Below are 19,402 nucleotides of genomic sequence, written 5' to 3' on the forward strand. Positions count from 1 at the left end.
GACGGACGGAGGATCCCGAGGATTCTCCGTGGATGCCAGAGTGGTTGGCCGACCCTTCCGGGTCCAACTCAAAGACTGGATGGATCGATGCCGGACGTGCATCGATGCGCCCGAACGAGAAAGGGCGGCCCCTGAGGACCGCCCTCTCCAAAGCCTCAGACCCGGAGGATCACTCCGCCGCGGGCGAGAACTCCTCGATCTGCCCGGCGCCGCTCTCGGCCTGCTTCTGCTGCAGGATGAGGTTGTCGCGGCGGCGCGCGATCGAGCGGATGTCGGCGACCAAGGAGCCCGTGCCGGCCGGGATGAGCGAGCCGACGATGACGTTCTCCTTGAGGCCTTCCAGGGTATCGACCTTGCCGTTGACCGCGGCTTCCGTGAGGACGCGCGTGGTCTCCTGGAACGAGGCCGCCGAGATGAACGACTTCGTCTGCAGCGAGGCCTTGGTGATGCCGAGCAGAACCGGCACGCCCACGACCGGCTTCTTGCCCTCGGCCAGAAGCTTCTCGTTGATCTCGGTCAGCTCGGTCCGGTCGATCTGGTCGCCCGGGATGATGTCCGAATCGCCGCTCTCGGTGACTTCCACCTTCTGCAGCATCTGCCGGACGATTACCTCGATGTGCTTGTCGTTGATCGACACGCCCTGGAGCCGGTAGACCTCCTGGATCTCGTTGACGAGGTAGGCGGCAAGCTCCTCCACGCCCTTGATCGCCAGGATGTCGTGCGGCGCCGGGTTGCCGTCGACGATGTAGTCGCCGAGCTCCACCACGTCCCCGTCCTGCAAGTGGATGTGCTTGCCCTTGGGGATCAGGTACTCGACCGTCTCCGAACCGTCGTGCGGCGTCAGCGAGAGCCGGCGCTTGTTCTTGTAGTCCCGGCCGAAGGCGATCGTGCCCGACTTCTCGGCGATGATCGCCGCGTCCTTTGGACGACGCGCCTCGAACAGCTCCGCCACCCGCGGCAGACCGCCGGTGATGTCGCGGGTCTTGGCCGAGTCGGTCGAGACGCGGGCCAGGATGTCGCCGGCCTTCACCGTGCCGCCCGGGTCGTAGCCGATGATGGCGTCGACCGGCAGGAGGTAGCGGGCCTCCGAGCCGCGCGGCAGGCGGATCGGCTTGCCGTCCTGGTCCACGATGACCATCGCGGGCTTGAGGTCCGAGGTCCGGGCGGAACCCCGCCAGTCGATGACGACGCGCTTGGAGATGCCCGTCGATTCGTCGGCCGTCTCGGTGATCGACTGACCGTCGTAGAGGTCCTCGTAGGCCACGACGCCGTCCACCTCGGCGACGATCGGACGGGTGTAGGGATCCCACTCGGCGATCCGCTGCCCGCGCTTGATCTTGTCGCCCTCATCGACCCGCACGCGCGCGCCGTACTGCAGGCGGTGGACCGCCCGCTCGGTCCCGTCCGAGCCCACGATCACCACGGCCACGTTGCGGCCGGTGGCGATGAGGTCGCCGTCCGAGTTCTTCGCGAGCGCCCGGTTGCGGATCTTGATGGTCCCCTCGAAGCTCGACTCGATGAACGACGAGTCGGCGATCTGCGCCGCGCCACCGATGTGGAAGGTGCGCATGGTGAGCTGGGTGCCCGGCTCGCCGATCGACTGCGCCGCGATGACGCCGACGGCCTCGCCCATGTTGACGGGCGTGCCGCGGGCGAGATCGCGCCCGTAGCAGGTGGCGCAGACACCGCTCTTCGTCGCGCAGACGAGCACCGAGCGGATCTTCACCTCCTGGATGCCGGCGGCCTGGATGGCCGGTAGGTGCTTCTCCTCGATGGTCTCGCCGGTCTTGACGATGACCGTGCCGTCCTGCGCGACCAGATCCTCCGCCGTGGCGCGGCCGAGGATGCGGGTGGCGAGCGTGGCGACGACCTGACCCGCGTCGATGATGGCGCGCATCCGGATGCCGTTGGTGGTGCCGCAATCCACCTCGCGGATCACCGCGTCCTGCGCCACGTCCACGAGGCGGCGGGTCAGGTAGCCGGAGTTGGCGGTCTTGAGCGCCGTGTCCGCCAGACCCTTCCGGGCGCCGTGGGTCGAGTTGAAGTACTCGAGAACGTCGAGGCCTTCCTTGAAGTTCGAGATGATCGGGGTCTCGATGATCTCGCCCGAGGGCTTGGCCATCAGGCCGCGCATCGCCGCGAGCTGCTTCATCTGCGCCGGCGAGCCGCGGGCACCCGAGTGGCTCATCATGTAGATCGAGTTGACCTGCTTGTCGGCGCCGTTCTCGTCCTTCTGCACCGACGAGATCCGGCCCATCATCTCCTGGGCTAGCTTGTCGGAGCACTTCGCCCAGGCGTCGACGACCTTGTTGTACTTCTCGCCCTGAGTGATCAGGCCGTCGTTGTACTGCTGCTCGTAGTCCTTCACGAGCGTGCGGGTCGCGTCGACGATGGTCCACTTGTTGTCCGGCACCACCATGTCGTCCTTGCCGAACGAGATGCCGGCGCGGAAGGCGTGGCTGAAGCCGAGCGCCATGATGCGGTCGCAGAAGATCACCGACTCCTTCTGACCGCAGTGGCGGTAGACGGTGTCGATCATCGCCGAGATCTCCTTCTTGGTCATCAGCTTGTTGACGACGTCGAAGGGCACTTTGCGGTGCTTCGGGAGTGCACCCGAGAGGATCACGCGGCCCGGCGTGGTCTCGTAGATCTGGGTCAGCGGCTCGCCGTCGGGTCCGATACCCTTCCAGCGCCACTTGATCTTCGAGTGCAGCGACACGGCCTTGGCGGCCAGAGCGTGCTCCAGCTCGCCGATGTCGCCGTAGACGCCCTGCATCGGGTTCTGCTTGTTGTCGGCGTTGTACGCGCCGACCGCGCCGTCGGCGACGATCGACAGGTAGTAGAGGCCGAGAACGATGTCCTGCGACGGCACGATGATCGGCTGGCCGTTCGCGGGATGCAGGATGTTGTTGGTCGACATCATCAGGACGCGCGCTTCCAGCTGAGCCTCGAGGCTCAAGGGGACGTGCACGGCCATCTGGTCGCCGTCAAAGTCGGCGTTGAACGCGGCGCAGACCAGCGGGTGCAGCTGGATCGCCTTGCCCTCGATCAGCTTCGGCTCGAAGGCCTGGATGCCGAGGCGGTGCAGCGTAGGCGCACGGTTCAGCATCACCGGGTGCTCGCGGATCACCTCATCGAGGATGTCCCAGACCTCCGGCTTCTCCTTCTCGACGAGCTTCTTGGCCTGCTTGACGGTGGCCGAGAAGCCCTTGGCGTCGAGGCGCGCGTAGATGAAGGGCTTGAACAGCTCCAGCGCCATCTTCTTCGGCAGGCCGCACTGGTGCAGCTTCAGCTCCGGGCCGACCACGATGACCGAGCGGCCCGAGTAGTCGACGCGCTTGCCGAGCAGGTTCTGGCGGAAGCGGCCCTGCTTGCCCTTCAGCATGTCGGCGAGCGACTTCAGCGGGCGCTTGTTGGCACCCGTGATGACGCGGCCGCGGCGGCCGTTGTCGAACAGCGCGTCCACCGCCTCCTGAAGCATGCGCTTCTCGTTGCGGATGATGATGTCCGGCGCGCGCAGCTCGATCAGCCGCTTCAGGCGGTTGTTGCGGTTGATGACGCGGCGGTAGAGATCGTTGAGGTCCGACGTGGCGAAGCGGCCGCCGTCCAACGGGACCAGAGGGCGCAGGTCCGGCGGGATGACAGGCACGACCGTCAGGATCATCCACTCGGGCCGGTTGCCCGACATCTGGAACGCCTCGATGATCTTGAGGCGCTTCAGGAGCTTCTTGGGCTTCAGCTCCGAGGTGGTGACGGCGATCTCCTCGCGGAGGTCGTTGGCGATCTTGTCGAGGTCGAGTTCCTGCAGGATGCGCCGGATGGCCTCGGCGCCGATCATCGCCGTGAACGAATCCTCGCCGTACTCCTCCTGCGCGCGCAGGTATTCCTCCTCCGAGAGGAGCTGACGCTCCTTCAGGGGGGTAAGACCCGGCTCGATGACGCAGTACGACTCGAAGTACAGGATCCGCTCGAGGTCCTTGAGCGCCATGTCGAGCAGCAGGCCGATGCGCGAGGGCAGCGACTTCAGGAACCAGATGTGCGCGACGGGGGCGGCCAGCTCGATATGGCCCATGCGGTCGCGCCGGACGCGCGCGAGAGTGACCTCGACGCCGCACTTCTCGCAGATAACGCCCTTGTACTTCATGCGCTTGTACTTGCCGCACAAGCACTCGTAATCCTTGATGGGCCCGAAGATGCGCGCGCAGAACAGGCCGTCGCGCTCGGGCTTGAAGGTGCGGTAGTTGATCGTCTCGGGCTTCTTAATCTCGCCGTAGGACCACGAGAGGATCTTCTCGGGGCTGGAGATCGAGATCCTGATTTGGTCGAAGCTCTGGGGCTGGGCCTGCTGATTGAAAAGGTTCATGACCTCTTGGTTCATGATCCGCTCCTTGGCTCGACGGGCCGCGCCGCGCCTGCGCCGCCACGTCCGAAAAACACCCTCGGCGCAGCGCCCTCCCGGGCGCCGCTGGCCGTCTTCTTGAGTGGAGGCCCCGCCCCTCCCCGCTCGGACCGTGCCGGCTCATGCGCCGGCACGGGAGGTGTCGTCTGCTTACTCGGCCGCGTTGGCGGGCGGCTCGATCTGGTCGTTGGCGGCCTGCTGCTGCTTGGAGCTCGTCAGCTCGACGTTGAGGCCGAGCGAGCGCATCTCCTTCACCAGCACGTTGAAGGACTCGGGGATGCCGGCCTCGAAGGTGTCGTCGCCTCGGACGATCGCCTCGTAGACCTTGGTGCGGCCGGCCACGTCGTCCGACTTCACGGTCAGCATCTCCTGCAGCGTGTAGGCCGCGCCGTAGGCCTCCAGCGCCCAGACCTCCATCTCGCCGAAGCGCTGGCCGCCGAACTGCGCCTTGCCGCCCAGCGGCTGCTGGGTGACGAGCGAGTAGGGACCGATGGAGCGCGCGTGGATCTTGTCGTCCACGAGGTGGTGGAGCTTCAGCATGTAGATGTAGCCCATGGTGACCTTGCGGTCGAAGGGCTCGCCGGTGCGACCGTCGTAGAGGGTCGACTGCGCCGAGCGGTCCAGCCCGGCCATCTCCAGCATCTGCTCGATGTCGGCTTCCTTGGCGCCGTTGAACACGGGCGTGGCCATCGGCACGCCGCGGCGCAGGTTGTTGCCGACCTCGGCGTACTCCTCGTCCGTCAGGCCTTCGAGTTCGTGGGGGGAGTAGATCGCCTTCATCTCCTCCTTCAGCGGCGCGATGTCCTGCGTTTTCAGATAGGCATCGACCGCCTTGGACACCTTGCGACCCAGGCCCGCAGCCGCCCAGCCGAGGTGCGTCTCGAGAATCTGGCCGACGTTCATGCGGCTCGGCACGCCGAGCGGGTTCAGCACGATGTCGGCGTGGGTGCCGTCCTCAAGGAACGGCATGTCCTCGATCGGCACGATGCGCGACACGACACCCTTGTTGCCGTGACGGCCGGCCATCTTGTCGCCGGGCTGGATCTTGCGCTTCACCGCCACGAAGACCTTGACCATCTTCATGACGCCGGGCGGAAGCTCGTCGCCGCGCTGCAGCTTCTCGACCTTGTCGAGGAAGCGCTGCTCGAGGCGCTTCTTCGATTCGTCGTACTGCTTCTGCATCGCCTCCATCTCGGTCATGAGACGGTCGTCGATGACGGCGAACTGCCACCATTGCGAGCGCGGGTACTCGCTGATCACCTCGCGGGTGAGCACCGTGTCCTTGCGGAAGCCGCGCGGGCCCGCGATCGGAGCCTGGCCGATCAGCAGGTCCGAGAGACGCGCGTAGGTGTTGCGGTCGAGGATCGCCTGCTCGTCGTCGCGGTCCTTGGCGAGGCGCTCGATCTCCTCGCGCTCGATCGCCTGGGCGCGCTCGTCCTTGTCGACGCCGTGGCGGTTGAACACCCGGACCTCGACGATCGTGCCGGTCACGCCCGGGGGAACCCGGAGCGAGGTGTCGCGCACGTCGGACGCCTTCTCGCCGAAGATGGCGCGGAGCAGTTTCTCCTCCGGCGTCATCGGGCTCTCGCCCTTCGGCGTGATCTTGCCGACGAGGATGTCGCCGGCATGCACCTCGGCGCCGATATAGACGATGCCGGCCTCGTCGAGGTTCTTGAGCGCCTCCTCCGAGACGTTCGGGATGTCGCGGGTGATCTCCTCCGGCCCGAGCTTGGTGTCGCGGGCCATCACCTCGAATTCCTCGATGTGGATCGAGGTGAACACGTCATCCTTCACGATCCGCTCGGAGAGCAGGATCGAGTCCTCGAAGTTGTAGCCGTTCCACGGCATGAACGCGACGAGCACGTTCCGGCCGAGCGCCAGCTCGCCGAACTCGGTCGAGGGACCGTCGGCGATGATTTCGCCCTTCTTCACGAACTCGCCGACGCGGACCAGCGGCTTCTGCGTGATGCAGGTCGACTGGTTGGAGCGCTGGAACTTCTGCAGGCGGTAGATGTCGACGCCCGGCTTGTTGGCGTCGGCCTCCTCGGTGGCCCGGATGACGATACGGGTGGCGTCCACCTGATCGATGATGCCGGTGCGGCGCGCGGCGATGGCCGCGCCGGAGTCGCGGGCGACCACGGCCTCCATGCCGGTGCCGACGAAGGGCGCGTCGGCGCGAACCAGCGGCACCGCCTGGCGCTGCATGTTCGAGCCCATCAGCGCGCGGTTGGCGTCGTCGTTCTCGAGGAACGGGATCAGCGCCGCGGCGACCGAGACGAGCTGCTTCGGCGACACGTCCATGAGGTCGACCCGCTCGGGGCCGACGACGATGACCTCGCCCGCGCGCCGGCAGACCACGAGGTCCTCCGTGAGCTTGCGATTCTCGTCCATCTGCGCGTTGGCCTGCGCGACGTAGTACTTCGCCTCCTCCATGGCCGAGAGGTAGGCGACCTCGTCGGTGACCACGCCGTCGCGGACGCGGCGGAACGGGGTCTCGATGAAGCCGTACTTGTTTACGCGGGCGAAGGTCGCCAGCGAGTTGATCAGACCGATGTTCGGGCCTTCCGGCGTCTCGATCGGGCAGATGCGGCCATAGTGCGTCGGGTGCACGTCGCGCACCTCGAAGCCGGCGCGCTCGCGGGTCAGACCGCCCGGGCCGAGCGCCGACAGGCGGCGCTTGTGCGTCACCTCGGAGAGCGGGTTGGTCTGGTCCATGAACTGCGAGAGCTGGCTGGAGCCGAAGAACTCGCGCACGGCGGCGGCGGCCGGCTTCGCGTTGATCAGGTCCTGCGGCATCACCGTGTCGATATCGACCTGGCTCATGCGCTCGCGGATGGCGCGCTCCATGCGCAGCAGACCCAGACGGTACTGGTTCTCCATCAGCTCGCCGACAGAGCGGACGCGGCGGTTGCCGAGGTGGTCGATGTCGTCGATCTCGCCCTTGCCGTCGCGCAGCTCCACGAGCGCCTTGACGACCGCCAGCATGTCCTCCTTGCGGAGCGTGCGCACGGTGTCGGCGGCGTCGAGGTCGAGGCGCATGTTCATCTTCACGCGGCCGACCGCGGACAGGTCGTAGCGCTCGGCGTCGAAGAACAGCGAGTGGAACATCGCCTCGGCGGTGTCGAGCGTCGGCGGCTCGCCCGGGCGCATGACCCGGTAGATGTCGAACAGCGCGCCCTCGCGGCCCGAGTTCTTGTCCACCGCGAGCGTGTTGCGGATGTAGGGACCGACATTGACGTGGTCGATGTCGAGCACCGGCATCTCGGTGATGCCGACCTCGTCGAGCGCCTTCAGCAGCTTCTCGGTGATCTCCTCGCCGGCCTCGGCCCAGATCTCGCCCGTCTGCATGTTGACGAGGTCCTCGGCCACGTACTGGCCGATCAGGTCCTCGTCGGTCGCCTTGAGGAACTTGGTGCCCTTCTCGGTGATCTGGCGGGCGTTGCGGGCGTTGAGCTTCTTGCCCGCCTCGAGCACCACCTCGCCCGAATCGGCGTCGATCAGGTCGACGGAGGCCTTGAAGCCCTTCAGGCGCTCGGCGTCGAACGGCACGCGCCAGTCGGCGCCGTCGCGGTCGTAGATCACCTTGTTGTAGAAGGTCGACAGAATCTCCTCGCCGTCGAGCCCGAGGGCGAACAGCAGCGAGGTGACGGGGAGCTTGCGCTTCCGGTCGATGCGGACGTGCACGATGTCCTTGGCGTCGAACTCGACGTCGAGCCAGGAGCCGCGGTACGGGATGATGCGGGCGGCAAACAGCAGCTTTCCGCTCGAGTGCGTCTTGCCCTTGTCGTGGTCGAAGAACACGCCCGGGGAGCGGTGCATCTGCGAGACGATGACGCGCTCAGTGCCGTTGACGATGAAGGTGCCGTTCTCCGTCATCAGGGGCATGTCGCCCATGTAGACGTCCTGCTCCTTGATGTCCTTGACCGACTTCGCCTGGGTGTCCGGATCGACGTCGAACACGATGAGGCGCAGCGTCACCTTCAGCGGGGCCGCGAAGGTGATGCCGCGCTGGCGGCACTCGTCGACGTCGTACTTCGGCGGCTCGAAGGTGTAGCGCACGAACTCGAGCAGCGAGGTCGAGGCGAAGTCCGAGATCGGGAACACCGACTTGAACACGCTCTGGAGGCCCTCGTCGCCGCGGCCGCCCTCGGGCTCGTCCACCATCAGGAACTGGTCGTAGGACGCCTTCTGAACCTCGATGAGGTTCGGCATCTCGGCGACTTCCTTGATCTTGCCGAAGAACTTCCGAATGCGCTTGCGACCGACCAGCGTGTTGGCCATGTGACCTCGCTCCTACCCGCGTCCTGGTGGCCCGGGGAAACCGTCGTTCCCGCGCCGGGCCCGTGACGCGCGCCCCGCCGGACCGCGCCACCCGTCTCGAAATCCTGTCCGGGCCCGTTCCAGGGTCCGCCGGCCGCTTTAAGCGACCTTAGCCCGCGGGTGGCGACACCCGCGGGCTCCGGTCACGATCGGCTGTGGATGAGCCGCCGTGGAGTGATGGGCCGGGTGCGGCCCACCGGGGTCTTACTTGAGCTCGACCTTGGCGCCGGCCTTCTCGAGCTGGGCCTTGAGCTTCTCGGCCTCGTCCTTGGCGACGCCCTCCTTGACGGGCTTCGGCGCGCCCTCGACGAGGTCCTTGGCCTCCTTGAGGCCGAGGCCGGTGATCGCGCGGACCTCCTTGATGACCTCGATCTTCTTGTCGCCGGCGGAGGCGAGCACGACCGTGAACTCGGTCTGCTCCTCGGCGGCGGCAGCGGCGCCACCACCGGCGGCCGGGCCGGCGGCAACGGCGACGGCAGCGGCGGCCGAGACGCCCCACTTCTCCTCGAGCATCTTGGCGAGGTCGGCGGCCTCGAGAACGGTCAGCGACGAGAGGTCGTCGACGAGCTTGGCGAGATCAGCCATGATTCAATGTCCTTGATATCGGTTTGAACGAAAGGGTTTTAAAGGGGCGAACGGCCTCAGGCCGCCTCGTCCTTCTTGGCATAGGCCCCGAACACGCGGGCGAGCTTGGCCGCCGGCGCGTTGGTGAGCTGGGCGAGCTTGGTCGCGGGCGCCTGGATGAGGCCCACGAGCTTGCCGCGCAGTTCGTCCAGGGACGGGAGCGAGGCCAGGGCCTTCACGCCGTCCGGGTTCAGGGCAGTCGTTCCCATCGCGCCGCCGAGAATCACGAGCTTGTCGTTCGTCTTGGCGAAGTCCACCGCGACCTTGGCGGCGGCGACCGGGTCGCCCGAGTAGGCGAGCAGGGTCGGGCCCTTCAGGAGGGGCTTGATGGAGGCGACGTCAGTGCCATCGAGAGCGAGGCTCGCAAGGGTGTTCTTTGCGACCTTCACGGTGGCGCCGGCCTGCTTCATCTGCGAGCGCAGCTTCTGCATGTCGGCGACCGTGAGGCCCTTGTAGTGGGCCACGACGACGACGGCGTTGTTCGTGAACACGCCGTTGAGCGTCGAGACGAGATCAGCTTTTGCTGTCCGGTCCACTGGGGCTCTCTCCGGTTGGCGGAACCCGGGAGGGGTCCGCCGGTTGCATATGCCGCCGGGAACGGACGCGGTCGGGGAAGACCGGGAACGTCCTCGTGCGACGCTTCGCGGCCCTGTTCCCGGATGCTGCCCGTCTCCGGGCCGCCTCCAGGGCGAGTGGGTTCAAACCGATGCCTCCCCGCGGCCCGACGAGGCCGTGGCGAGGGTGTTGAATTCGGTCATCCCCGTCTGTGCAGGCCGGGTGGATTAAGCCGGGTGCCGGCACCTGCAGTCTCGGACAGGACATGGCCGGAAGAGGCTCCGAAGGGCTTTCGCCCCGCGTCGCCGTCCGGCCATCCCGCTCGGTCGCCCGAGCGGATCTCATGATGGAGCGCAGCCATACGGCTCCGTTCCATGGGATCATGTGATTGCGTGAGCGGGTGTATAGAGGCCTGCAAGCACCTTGCCAAGGGGCGGAACGCGACTTTTACGCCGCAGGCAAGGAGGCGATCCGCTCCGCAGCTCAGGCCGCCTCGCGCTCCGGGACGATGCGGCGGCGGGCGTTCTCCCACCAGCTCCGCTCGCGCGCCGCCTTCGCCTCGGCGGCCTTGGCGGCGTAGAACGAGGCGTTGTGCTCGCCGCGCAGGGCCTCGCGGGTGAAGCGGATCAGGTGATGGGCGACGAAGCCCATGTTGAACACCGCCTCGATCTGCCCCCGCTTCAGGGCATAGCCCGCCGCCTGCCAGAAGGGCCGGCGGTAGTCGGAGAAGATGCCCACCCGCGTGACGATGTTGAAGCCGAGGATCAGGCCGCGGCGCAGGTTGGTGCGGGTGAGCTTGCCCTTGGTGGGCGTCTTGATCCGGTGCGGGTAGGTGACCGCGCACTGGTGCTTGAAGCGCTCGAAGATCTTCTCGGGGGTGTAGGCATGCGCGATGGCGCGCCGCCAGGAGCTCACCACCGTGTCGTGCGGACGCTTGAACAGCACGTTCGATTCGAGGCTCGCGTCGTGGAGGAGGCGGCCCTCCCGCTCCAGCCGGTCCCAGAGCGGGGTCTTGGGCAGGGCCTGCAGCAGGTTGATCGTCAGCACGGGAATCGCCGAGCGGTCGATGAAGTCGATCAGGTTCTGCTCGGACTTGTCGGTATCCGAATCGAGCCCGAGGATGATGCCGGAGGTGACCTCCAGGCCGTAGGCGTTGAGCGTCTCGATCGCCTCGTACATCGGCACGGCGGCGTTGTGGGTCTTGTCGATGCCCTTGAGCGCGTCGGCCTCCGGCGTCTCGATGCCGACGAAGACGGTCATGAAGTTCGCCTGGCGCATCAGCTCGAGGATCTCGGGCTGCTTGGCCATGTTGAGCGTCGCCTCGCAGGCGAACTGGAGCGGATAGTTGTTCCGCTTCTGCCACGCCACGAGGTGGGGCAGCATCTCCCGCGTGGCCTTGCGGTTGGCGATGAAGTTGTCGTCCACGAAGTAGACCACCGCCGGGTGGCCGGGCTGGCTGATGATGGCGTCGAGCTCGGCGCACATCTGCTCGGGGCTCTTGAGCCGCGGCTGGCGTCCGTAGAGCTGCGGGATGTCGCAGAACTCGCAGCGATAGGGGCAGCCCGAGGAGAATTGCAGCGAGCCGATCAGGTAGCGCTTGAGCGGCGCGTGCTCGTAGGCGGGCGCCGGGAAGTCGGCGAGCGCGAGGCGGTCGGCGGTCTCCAGCCTCACCTGGGCGGCCGGGCGGGACACGTCGCGGTCGAGGATCTCGACGAGCCGGTCCGTGGCGTCGCCGATCTCGCCGAGATGCAGGTAGTCGAAATCGGCGTATTTCTCGGGCGCGCCCGACACCGAGGGGCCGCCCAGCACCGCGACCGTGCCGGCCGCGTGCGCGCGCTCGCGGATGTCGTGGATCTGCGGCTCCTGGATGTGCATGCCGGAGACAAAGACCGCGTCCGCCCAGGCGAAGTCCGCGGGGGCCGCCCGGCGGATATTCTCATCGATGAAGCGGCATTCCCAGGCCTCCGGCATGTAGGCCGCGATCAGCAGCAGCCCCTGCGGCGGCATAAAGGCCTTCACGCCGCCCATCAGTGGGTAGGCATGCGAGAAGGTGCCGAAGGACGGCGTGTAGGCGGGGAAGACGCACAGGATGCGTCGCTTGGAGGAGACCGGAAGGGAGCATCGCATGGGGCGCTATCTAGCACAGCCCAAGAGCTTGGCGCCCCCTCGTTGTTGAGATTGCGGTGAGGCGGAACACGAGGTCGCACCCTTGAAACGAGAAACGCCCGGCCGTCTCCGGCCGGGCGCTCCGATCTTGCGTGGCTCGAGGCCGCGCCTCAGGCGGTCAGAACCGTGGCCGGCTCGACCTTTACACCCGGGCCCATCGTCGAGGTGACGGCGATGCGCTGGATGTAGGTGCCCTTGGCGCCGGCCGGCTTCGCCTTGGCGACGGAGTCGGCGAAGGCCTTGATGTTCTCGACGAGCTTCTGCTGGTCGAACGAGACCTTGCCGATGCCGGCGTGGACGATGCCCGCCTTCTCGACGCGGAACTCGACGGCGCCGCCCTTGGCGGCACCCACCGCACCCTTCACGTCCATCGTGACGGTGCCGACCTTCGGGTTCGGCATCAGGCCGCGCGGGCCCAGCACCTTACCGAGGCGGCCGACGAGCGGCATCATGTCCGGGGTCGCGATGCAGCGGTCGAACTCGATCTTGCCGCCCTGGACGATCTCAAGGAGATCCTCGGCGCCCACGATGTCGGCACCGGCCGCGCGGGCGTCGTCCGCCTTGGCGCCGCGGGCGAAGACCGCCACGCGGACCGTGCGGCCCGAGCCGTTCGGCAGGTTGCAGACGCCGCGGACCATCTGGTCGGCGTGGCGCGGGTCGACGCCGAGGTTCATCGAGATCTCGACGGTCTCGTCGAACTTGGCGTTCGCCTTCGACTTCACCAGCGCGATCGCCTCGTCCAGGCCGTAGAGCTTGGTCGGGTCGATGCCCTCGCGGGCTGCGCGGATACGCTTGCCTTCCTTAGCCATGCTGCCCTCCCTCAGGCCACGATCTCGAGGCCCATGGCCCGCGCGGAGCCACGGATCATCGCGACGGCCGAATCGACCGAGTCGCAGTTCAGGTCGGGCATCTTCTTCTCGGCGATCTCGCGAAGCTGCGCCTCGGTGATCTTGCCGACGGTCGGGCCCTTGCCGGGGGTCTTCGAGCCGGAGGCCGGCTTCTTGCCGATCTTCAGGCCGACGGCCTTCTTCAGGAAGAAGGTGACCGGGGGCTGCTTCATCTCGAAGGTGAAGGAGCGGTCCTGATACGCGGTGATGATCACCGGGATCGGGGTGCCCTTCTCCATCTGCGCGGTCTTCGCGTTGAAGGCCTTGCAGAATTCCATGATGTTGAGGCCGCGCTGACCGAGCGCGGGGCCGATCGGCGGCGACGGGTTGGCGGCGCCGGCCGGGACCTGAAGCTTCACGTAGCCCGTGATCTTCTTCGCCATGGGACAACTCCCAAGAATTGCGCGTCGCCGCACTGCCTAGGCGCGGGCGGACGGGCGATTGCAGGTCGCGGTGCGGACCGGGGCTCCCGGCGGCGATCCGGGCGGGCCTCCCGCGAATGATGCCGAGGGGGCTCGTGCCCGCAACGGCGTTTCACGGCGCGGCCGAGGCCTCGCCGGGAAAAGCGACGATCAGGTCCGTGACGACCGATCGGAGACGACGAAAAATCAGACCTTCTCGACCTGGCCGTATTCCAGCTCCACCGGGGTGGCGCGGCCGAAGATCGACACGGCGACCTTGAGGCGGGAGCGGGTCTCGTCCACCTCCTCCACCGTGCCGTTGAAGCTGGCGAAGGGGCCGTCCGAGACGCGCACCGTCTCGCCGACCTCGAAGGAGATCGAGGGCTTCGGGCGGTCGACGCCCTCGGCGACCTGGCCCTTGATGCGCTCGGCCTCGGCATCCGGGATCGGAACCGGCTTCGACTTGTCGGCACCGAGGAAGCCCGTGACCTTCGGGGTGTTCTTGATGAGGTGGTAGACCTCGTCGGTGAGGTCGCACTTCACCAGCACGTAGCCGGGGAAGAACTTGCGCTCGGCATCGACCTTGCGGCCGCGACGCACCTCGGTGACCTTTTCGGTCGGCACCATCACCTCGTCGAAGAGGTCGGTCAGCCCGCGCTGGGCCGCCTGATCCTTGATGGACTGGGCGACCTTGTTCTCGAAGTTCGAGTAGGCGTGGACGATGTACCAGCGCTTCGACACGGTTCAGTTCAACTCCGGACCAATCCGGGGACCCCGAGGGCCCCGCTCATCTCACAGGCCGAGGATCAGCCCGACCCCGTAGCGCAGGGCCTGATCGACGACCGTGAAGAACACGCTCGCCAGGATCACCATCACGAAGACCATGATGGTGGTCACCGTGGTCTCGCGCCGGGACGGCCACGTGACCTTGCGGCCCTCGTCGCGGACCTGGGACAGGAACTCGACCGGGCCGACGCGCTTGGGCGCCGGACGCTGCGGCGGCACCTGACGGGAGGGCGCAGGCGTGCCCGTGCCTCGCGCCGCGGCGCGGGCCGTATCCACCTTCTTGCTCGCTTCGTTCGATGCCATGGCGCCAGGGTCTTGGTTCTTGACGACGGTGATCGAGCCCGCCCGGACACCGCCTCCGGGAACGGGCCATCGGGTGCCGGGGGCTCGTGCCCAGCCCGCACCGACGGCCTCTCAGGATCTCGGAGTGCGCCCGCTCTAGCGCAAGTCGAACGCCTTGTCGACAGTGCGGCTTCGGGCGGGCTAGCGGAGAAGGGAAGGCAGGAAAATCGAACTGGCAGGAGTGGAGGGACTCGAACCCGCAACCTCCGGTTTTGGAGACCGGCGCTCTGACCAGTTGAGCTACACTCCTGCGCGGCGCCTCGCGGCGCGCGGCCTGCTCATGCCGCAAGCCGGGCCGGGATGCAAGGGTATCGTGACGCGAGGGCGCCGATTCCCCTGGGCCCGACAAGAAAAGGGCCGGCCAGAAGGCCGACCCCTGTCAGTCGCGACGGTGAGGCGCGCGATCTAAGCCGCGCGCCCGGTCCCAAATATTACTCGGTGATGGCGGCGACGACGCCGGCGCCGACGGTGCGGCCGCCCTCGCGGATGGCGAAGCGCAGCTTCTCCTCCATGGCGACCGGCACGATCAGCGCGACGTCCATGGTCACGTTGTCGCCCGGCATCACCATCTCGGTGCCCTCCGGCAGGGTGCACACGCCCGTCACGTCGGTGGTGCGGAAGTAGAATTGCGGCCGGTAGTTGGTGAAGAACGGCGTGTGGCGCCCGCCCTCCTCCTTCGTCAGGATGTAGGCCTCGGCCTTGAACTTGGTGTGCGGCTTCACCGAACCCGGCTTGCACACGACCTGGCCGCGCTCCACGTCCTCGCGCTTCGTGCCGCGCAGCAGCACGCCCACGTTGTCGCCCGCCTGGCCCTGGTCGAGCAGCTTGCGGAACATCTCGACGCCCGTCACCGTCGTCGTCGTGGTCGCCCGGATGCCGACGATCTCGACCGTCTCACCCACCTTCACGATGCCGCGCTCGACGCGACCCGTCACCACCGTGCCGCGGCCCGAGATCGAGAACACGTCCTCGATCGGCATCAGGAACGGCAGGTCGATCGGGCGCTCCGGCTGCGGGATGTAGGCGTCGACCGTCTCCATCAGCTTGAGCACGGCGTCGCGGCCGATCTTGGGCTCCTTGTCCTCGAGCGCCATCAGGGCCGAGCCCTTGGTGATCGGGATGTCGTCGCCGGGGAAGTCGTACTTCGAGAGGAGCTCGCGCACCTCCAGCTCGACGAGCTCGAGGAGCTCCTCGTCATCGACCATGTCGACCTTGTTGAGGAACACCACCAGCGCCGGCACGCCGACCTGGCGGGCGAGCAGGATGTGCTCGCGGGTCTGCGGCATCGGGCCGTCGGCGGCCGAGACCACCAGGATCGCGCCGTCCATCTGGGCGGCGCCCGTGATCATGTTCTTCACGTAGTCGGCGTGGCCGGGGCAGTCGACGTGGGCGTAGTGGCGGTTCGTGGTCTCGTACTCGACGTGGGCGGTCGAGATCGTGATGCCGCGCGCCTTCTCCTCGGGAGCCTTGTCGATCTGGTCGTAGGCCGTGAACGTCGCGCCGCCCGACTCGGCCAGGACCTTCGTGATCGCCGCCGTCAGCGAGGTCTTGCCGTGGTCCACGTGGCCGATCGTGCCGATGTTGCAGTGCGGCTTCGTACGGCTGAACTTTTCCTTGCCCATAGCGTCCTGAATCCTACCGAGAAGGGCCGCGGCGCACGGGCGCCGGTTCTGGCGATCGGCCGGGCCGATCGTCGCCGCCCGCGCGAGCCTGGGGCCGGCGAAAAGCGCGGATCGCTTAGAGGGAACCCGTCCTTTGATCAAGGGCCGGCCGATAGAGGGCGACTTGGCGCCTGACCCGGCCCGGGATGCGCCTCCTCCCGAATCGTGCCTCAGCGTTTGACCCGAACAAAATTGTCGAGTGCTGAAGCTGAGCGGTTTTCGCCCGGTGTGGCGCGGCGGGCATAGTGAAGCTTTGCCGGTCGCTATACCGGTGGTTTCAGGATCACCGAAACCTTCAGGTCTTCACCCCATGATGAAGAAGCTCCTCCTGGCGAGCGCCGCCTCGGCCCTCGTGGCCGGTGCCGCGAGCGCCGCCGACCTGCCCCGCCGCGCCGCCCCGCCGCCGATCTTCACGCCGGTGCCGGTCTTCACCTGGACGGGCTTCTACGCCGGCACGCACACCTCGTACGGCATCACCGAGAACGGTAACATCCGCACGCTGGGCAACAACAGCGCCGCCACCGGCACGCTGCTGGCCCCGAACTTCACCGACACCGTCGGCAACGTCGCGGGCGGCCGTCGTCCGGCCTCCTTCAGCACTGAGACCGACAAGATCGGCAAGATCGGCGGCGGCATCGGCTACAACTACCAGTTCACGCCGGGCTCCGGCTTCGTCGTCGGCGTCGAGGCCTCCTGGACCTGGACCGACCTCACCCGCGGCCGCTCCTTCGTCAGCGGCCTGAACGACGTGAGCACCTACCGCCAGAGCCTCGACTGGCTCGGCACCGTGACGGGTCGCGTCGGCTACGCCTTCGACCGGTTCCTCGTCTACGGGACCGGCGGCTTCGCCTACGGCAACGTGTTCTACGACGCGCAATTCCGCTCGAACAACGCGGCCGCCGGCTTCCCGCTGGCCTATGCGGGCCGCTACGACGACCTCGAGACCGGCTACGTCTACGGCGGCGGCGTCGAGTGGGCGATCCCGACCGACAGCTTCCTGAACTTCTTCAGCGTCGGTCGCTACCTCGGCCTCAAGGCCGACGTGACCCTGAAGGCCGAGTACCTGCGCTACGATCTCGGCAGCCGTAACGTCCTGGTCAGCAGCATCAACCCGACGACTGGCGGCCAGTTCGTGCCGACCGCGAACGGCTCCTACACCTCGCGCTTCAACACCGAGGGCCAGCTGATTCGCGCCGGCTTCAACTACAAGTTCGGCAGCTACTGATACCGATCTCCGGCCGGGTTCGACCCGGCTCGGACGAGCTCTCGATGAGGGCGGTTGCCGGTGACGGCAGCCGCCCTTCTCCTTTTTCCGCGAGAGCGACCGGGCTTCGCGAGAGGGCATCGGGCCTCGCGGCAGCGATCTGGGTCGACACCCGCTACCGTTCGCCGCGCGCCGAACAGGCAGGCTCCGCCCGTCGGCGACCCACCTGAGGAAGCTTGGGCGGAGTGTGCGATCCCGATCAGGGCCGGCCGCCGGTCCGCCGCATGGGCGCCAGACCGTCAGAGGCTGGGCACCGTGCCGAAGGGATGTTCCCTCAGGCGCTGACCGCGGCGCGGGCGGGACGACGCGCCGGTGTCGGCCTGGCCGTCGGAGCGGCCGGGCGCAGCAGGGCGCCGAGCGTCACGAACCCGTCCGCGCCGCCCTGCCCCGCCCGGATGCCGAAGCCCAGCGCGAAGGAGCGGCCGAGCGCGGCGTCGCGCTCCAGGCCGAAGCGGTCGAGGGCGGCCAGGAAAGCCTCGCGGAACAGGCTCGGCCGGCACCAGCGCTTCTCGGCCATCTGCAGGGGCCAGTCCCAGAGCCCTTCCTCGCGCCGCGCGCCGAGGACGGAGCGGCCGATGAAGTAGCCGCTGGCGTGCTCCAGACCGTCCTCGGACAGCGACCAGTCGTCGTTGCGGAAGGTCACGGCCGCGCCGGCGTTGTTCATGGCTGCTTCCCCGGTTGTTCTTGCGCGCGGGGTGGATCGTCGTCACCGCGCCAGCTGGAACATTCGAGGAACACTGGCCCGGAACGACACAGGCGTCAAGCGCCGCGTTCCCTTTGCGTTCACATCCGGCGGGACGGCGTCGCGCCCTCAGCGCCCCTTGCGGAAGAGCGGGTGCTCGACCCGGTCGCCGGGCCGGATCCCGAGGCGCGCCGCAGTGCCGGCGTTGAGTTCGAGCACGGCCAGCACCGGCTCGCCCGACAGGATGGTCGCGGTCGAGAGCGGCTCGGTATCAGCGGCGACGCGCGCCACCGTGCCGTCGGCCCGGATGAACAGCATGTCGAGCGGCAGGTAGGTGTTCTTCATCCACATCGCGACCGGCTCGACCCGCTCGAAGTCGAACAGCATGCCGTGGTTCGGCGCCATGCTGCGCCGGAACATCAGGCCGCGTGCCCGGTCGGCGTCGTTGCGCATGACCTCGACATCGAAGCGCTGCGGGCCGGCGCGGGTCGCGATCGTCAGGGGCTCGGTGCGGGCCGCGTCCTGGGCGTGGACGGCGGCGGGACGCAGGACGGGGGCCGCCGCGAGCGGCAGGGCGACGAGCGCGAGCGCCCGGAGGATACGCAGCACAGAGCGAACCTTCAGTGGGAGGCGGGAAGCGTGGCGTCCAACAACCGCACTTCGGCCGCCATGGCTCCCTTGGAACCGTCGCCGTAGCGCACCAGCACCGTCTCGCCGGGCTTCAGCTCGGCGATGCCGTAGCGCCGCAGGGTCTCCATGTGCACGAAGATGTCGGGCGTGCCGTCCCCGCGCGAGACGAAGCCGAAGCCGCGCAGGCGGTTGAACCACTTCACCACCGCCGGCTCCAGGCCGCTCGTTGGCACCACGGTGACGTGGGTGCGCGGCATCGGCAACTCGGAAGGGTGCAGCGCGCTCGACGCATCGAGCGAGACCACCCGGAAGGCCTGCCAGCCGCGGGGGCGCTGCACGGCCTCCACCACGATGCGGGCGCCCTCGTTGGCCGTCTGGTGGCCGTCGCGGCGCAGGCAGGTGACGTGCAGCAGGACGTCCGGCGAGCCGTCGTCCGGCACGATGAAGCCGAAGCCCTTGGACACGTCGAACCACTTGATGCGGCCGGCGATCTCCACGAGGTCGAGCGGTTGTTCGGGTGCCTCGCGCCGGGCCGCGCCCTCGATGTCCCCTACGGTCCTGGGGTCCCCCGACCCAAATCCGAAATCGTCAGACATCACGCGCTACCCACACCGAATCGCACAACGCGGTTCGAGGACAGGATTAACGAAGTCCTGATTCTGCGGAAGCCCATTTGACCGGCAGG

Annotated in this window: 14 protein-coding genes and 1 tRNA gene; 1 reads left to right on the forward strand and 14 read right to left on the reverse strand. The window is 67.7% G+C overall.

Features of this window, described 5'->3' with window-relative positions:
* Positions 1-169: 169 nt before the first annotated feature.
* The 11 genes from rpoC to tuf all read right to left on the reverse strand — a co-directional run bounded on the left by rpoC (position 170) and on the right by tuf (position 16,102).
* Positions 170-4,378: a DNA-directed RNA polymerase subunit beta' gene (gene rpoC, locus DK427_RS22300; protein WP_109953289.1), complete on the reverse strand. Its 4,209-nt coding sequence runs from the start codon at positions 4,376-4,378 to the stop codon at positions 170-172.
* A gap of 171 nt (positions 4,379-4,549) precedes the next feature.
* On the reverse strand, positions 4,550-8,680 hold the full coding sequence (rpoB, locus tag DK427_RS22305; RefSeq protein ID WP_109953290.1) for a DNA-directed RNA polymerase subunit beta: 4,131 nt from the start codon (positions 8,678-8,680) through the stop codon (positions 4,550-4,552).
* 243 nt (positions 8,681-8,923) lie between these two features.
* Positions 8,924-9,304: a 50S ribosomal protein L7/L12 gene (rplL, locus tag DK427_RS22310; RefSeq protein ID WP_066920555.1), complete on the reverse strand. Its 381-nt coding sequence runs from the start codon at positions 9,302-9,304 to the stop codon at positions 8,924-8,926.
* Positions 9,305-9,360: 56 nt separating this feature from the next.
* Positions 9,361-9,879, reverse strand: coding sequence for a 50S ribosomal protein L10 (gene rplJ / locus DK427_RS22315; RefSeq protein WP_109953291.1), 519 nt, complete (start codon positions 9,877-9,879; stop codon positions 9,361-9,363).
* Positions 9,880-10,381: 502 nt separating this feature from the next.
* Positions 10,382-12,025 carry a B12-binding domain-containing radical SAM protein gene (locus DK427_RS22320; protein WP_109953292.1) on the reverse strand — a complete coding sequence of 548 codons (1,644 nt, stop codon included), beginning with the start codon at positions 12,023-12,025 and terminating at the stop codon, positions 10,382-10,384.
* 149 nt (positions 12,026-12,174) lie between these two features.
* On the reverse strand, positions 12,175-12,873 hold the full coding sequence (gene rplA / locus DK427_RS22325) for a 50S ribosomal protein L1 (protein ID WP_109953293.1): 699 nt from the start codon (positions 12,871-12,873) through the stop codon (positions 12,175-12,177).
* Between the two features lie 11 nt (positions 12,874-12,884).
* Positions 12,885-13,334 (reverse strand): 50S ribosomal protein L11, encoded by a 450-nt coding sequence (rplK, locus tag DK427_RS22330; RefSeq protein WP_066922303.1) that lies wholly within the window; start codon positions 13,332-13,334, stop codon positions 12,885-12,887.
* Between the two features lie 225 nt (positions 13,335-13,559).
* Positions 13,560-14,093 (reverse strand): transcription termination/antitermination protein NusG, encoded by a 534-nt coding sequence (nusG, locus tag DK427_RS22335; RefSeq protein ID WP_109953294.1) that lies wholly within the window; start codon positions 14,091-14,093, stop codon positions 13,560-13,562.
* 51 nt (positions 14,094-14,144) lie between these two features.
* On the reverse strand, positions 14,145-14,441 hold the full coding sequence (gene secE, locus DK427_RS22340; protein ID WP_109953295.1) for a preprotein translocase subunit SecE: 297 nt from the start codon (positions 14,439-14,441) through the stop codon (positions 14,145-14,147).
* A 212-nt stretch (positions 14,442-14,653) separates the two neighbouring features.
* Positions 14,654-14,730: transfer RNA gene (locus DK427_RS22345), tRNA-Trp, on the reverse strand.
* A gap of 181 nt (positions 14,731-14,911) precedes the next feature.
* Positions 14,912-16,102, reverse strand: a complete 1,191-nt coding sequence (gene tuf, locus DK427_RS22350; protein WP_066923801.1) for an elongation factor Tu — start codon at positions 16,100-16,102, stop codon at positions 14,912-14,914.
* Positions 16,103-16,451: 349 nt separating this feature from the next.
* Here tuf and DK427_RS22355 point away from each other — a divergent pair, with 349 nt between their 5' ends.
* Positions 16,452-17,366, forward strand: a complete 915-nt coding sequence (locus DK427_RS22355; RefSeq protein ID WP_109953296.1) for an outer membrane protein — start codon at positions 16,452-16,454, stop codon at positions 17,364-17,366.
* Between the two features lie 313 nt (positions 17,367-17,679).
* On the opposite strand, the gene DK427_RS22360 is transcribed toward DK427_RS22355, so the two are convergent.
* The 3 genes from DK427_RS22360 to DK427_RS22370 form a co-directional block, all read right to left on the reverse strand.
* Positions 17,680-18,069 (reverse strand): hypothetical protein, encoded by a 390-nt coding sequence (locus DK427_RS22360; RefSeq protein ID WP_109953297.1) that lies wholly within the window; start codon positions 18,067-18,069, stop codon positions 17,680-17,682.
* A gap of 147 nt (positions 18,070-18,216) precedes the next feature.
* Complete coding sequence (locus DK427_RS22365; protein ID WP_425452492.1) at positions 18,217-18,696, reverse strand: DUF192 domain-containing protein; 480 nt, start codon at positions 18,694-18,696, stop codon at positions 18,217-18,219.
* An 11-nt stretch (positions 18,697-18,707) separates the two neighbouring features.
* On the reverse strand, positions 18,708-19,313 hold the full coding sequence (locus tag DK427_RS22370; RefSeq protein WP_109953298.1) for a cold-shock protein: 606 nt from the start codon (positions 19,311-19,313) through the stop codon (positions 18,708-18,710).
* Positions 19,314-19,402 lie beyond the last annotated feature (89 nt).

The organism is Methylobacterium radiodurans (genome assembly GCF_003173735.1).
Lineage (GTDB): Bacteria > Pseudomonadota > Alphaproteobacteria > Rhizobiales > Beijerinckiaceae > Methylobacterium > Methylobacterium radiodurans.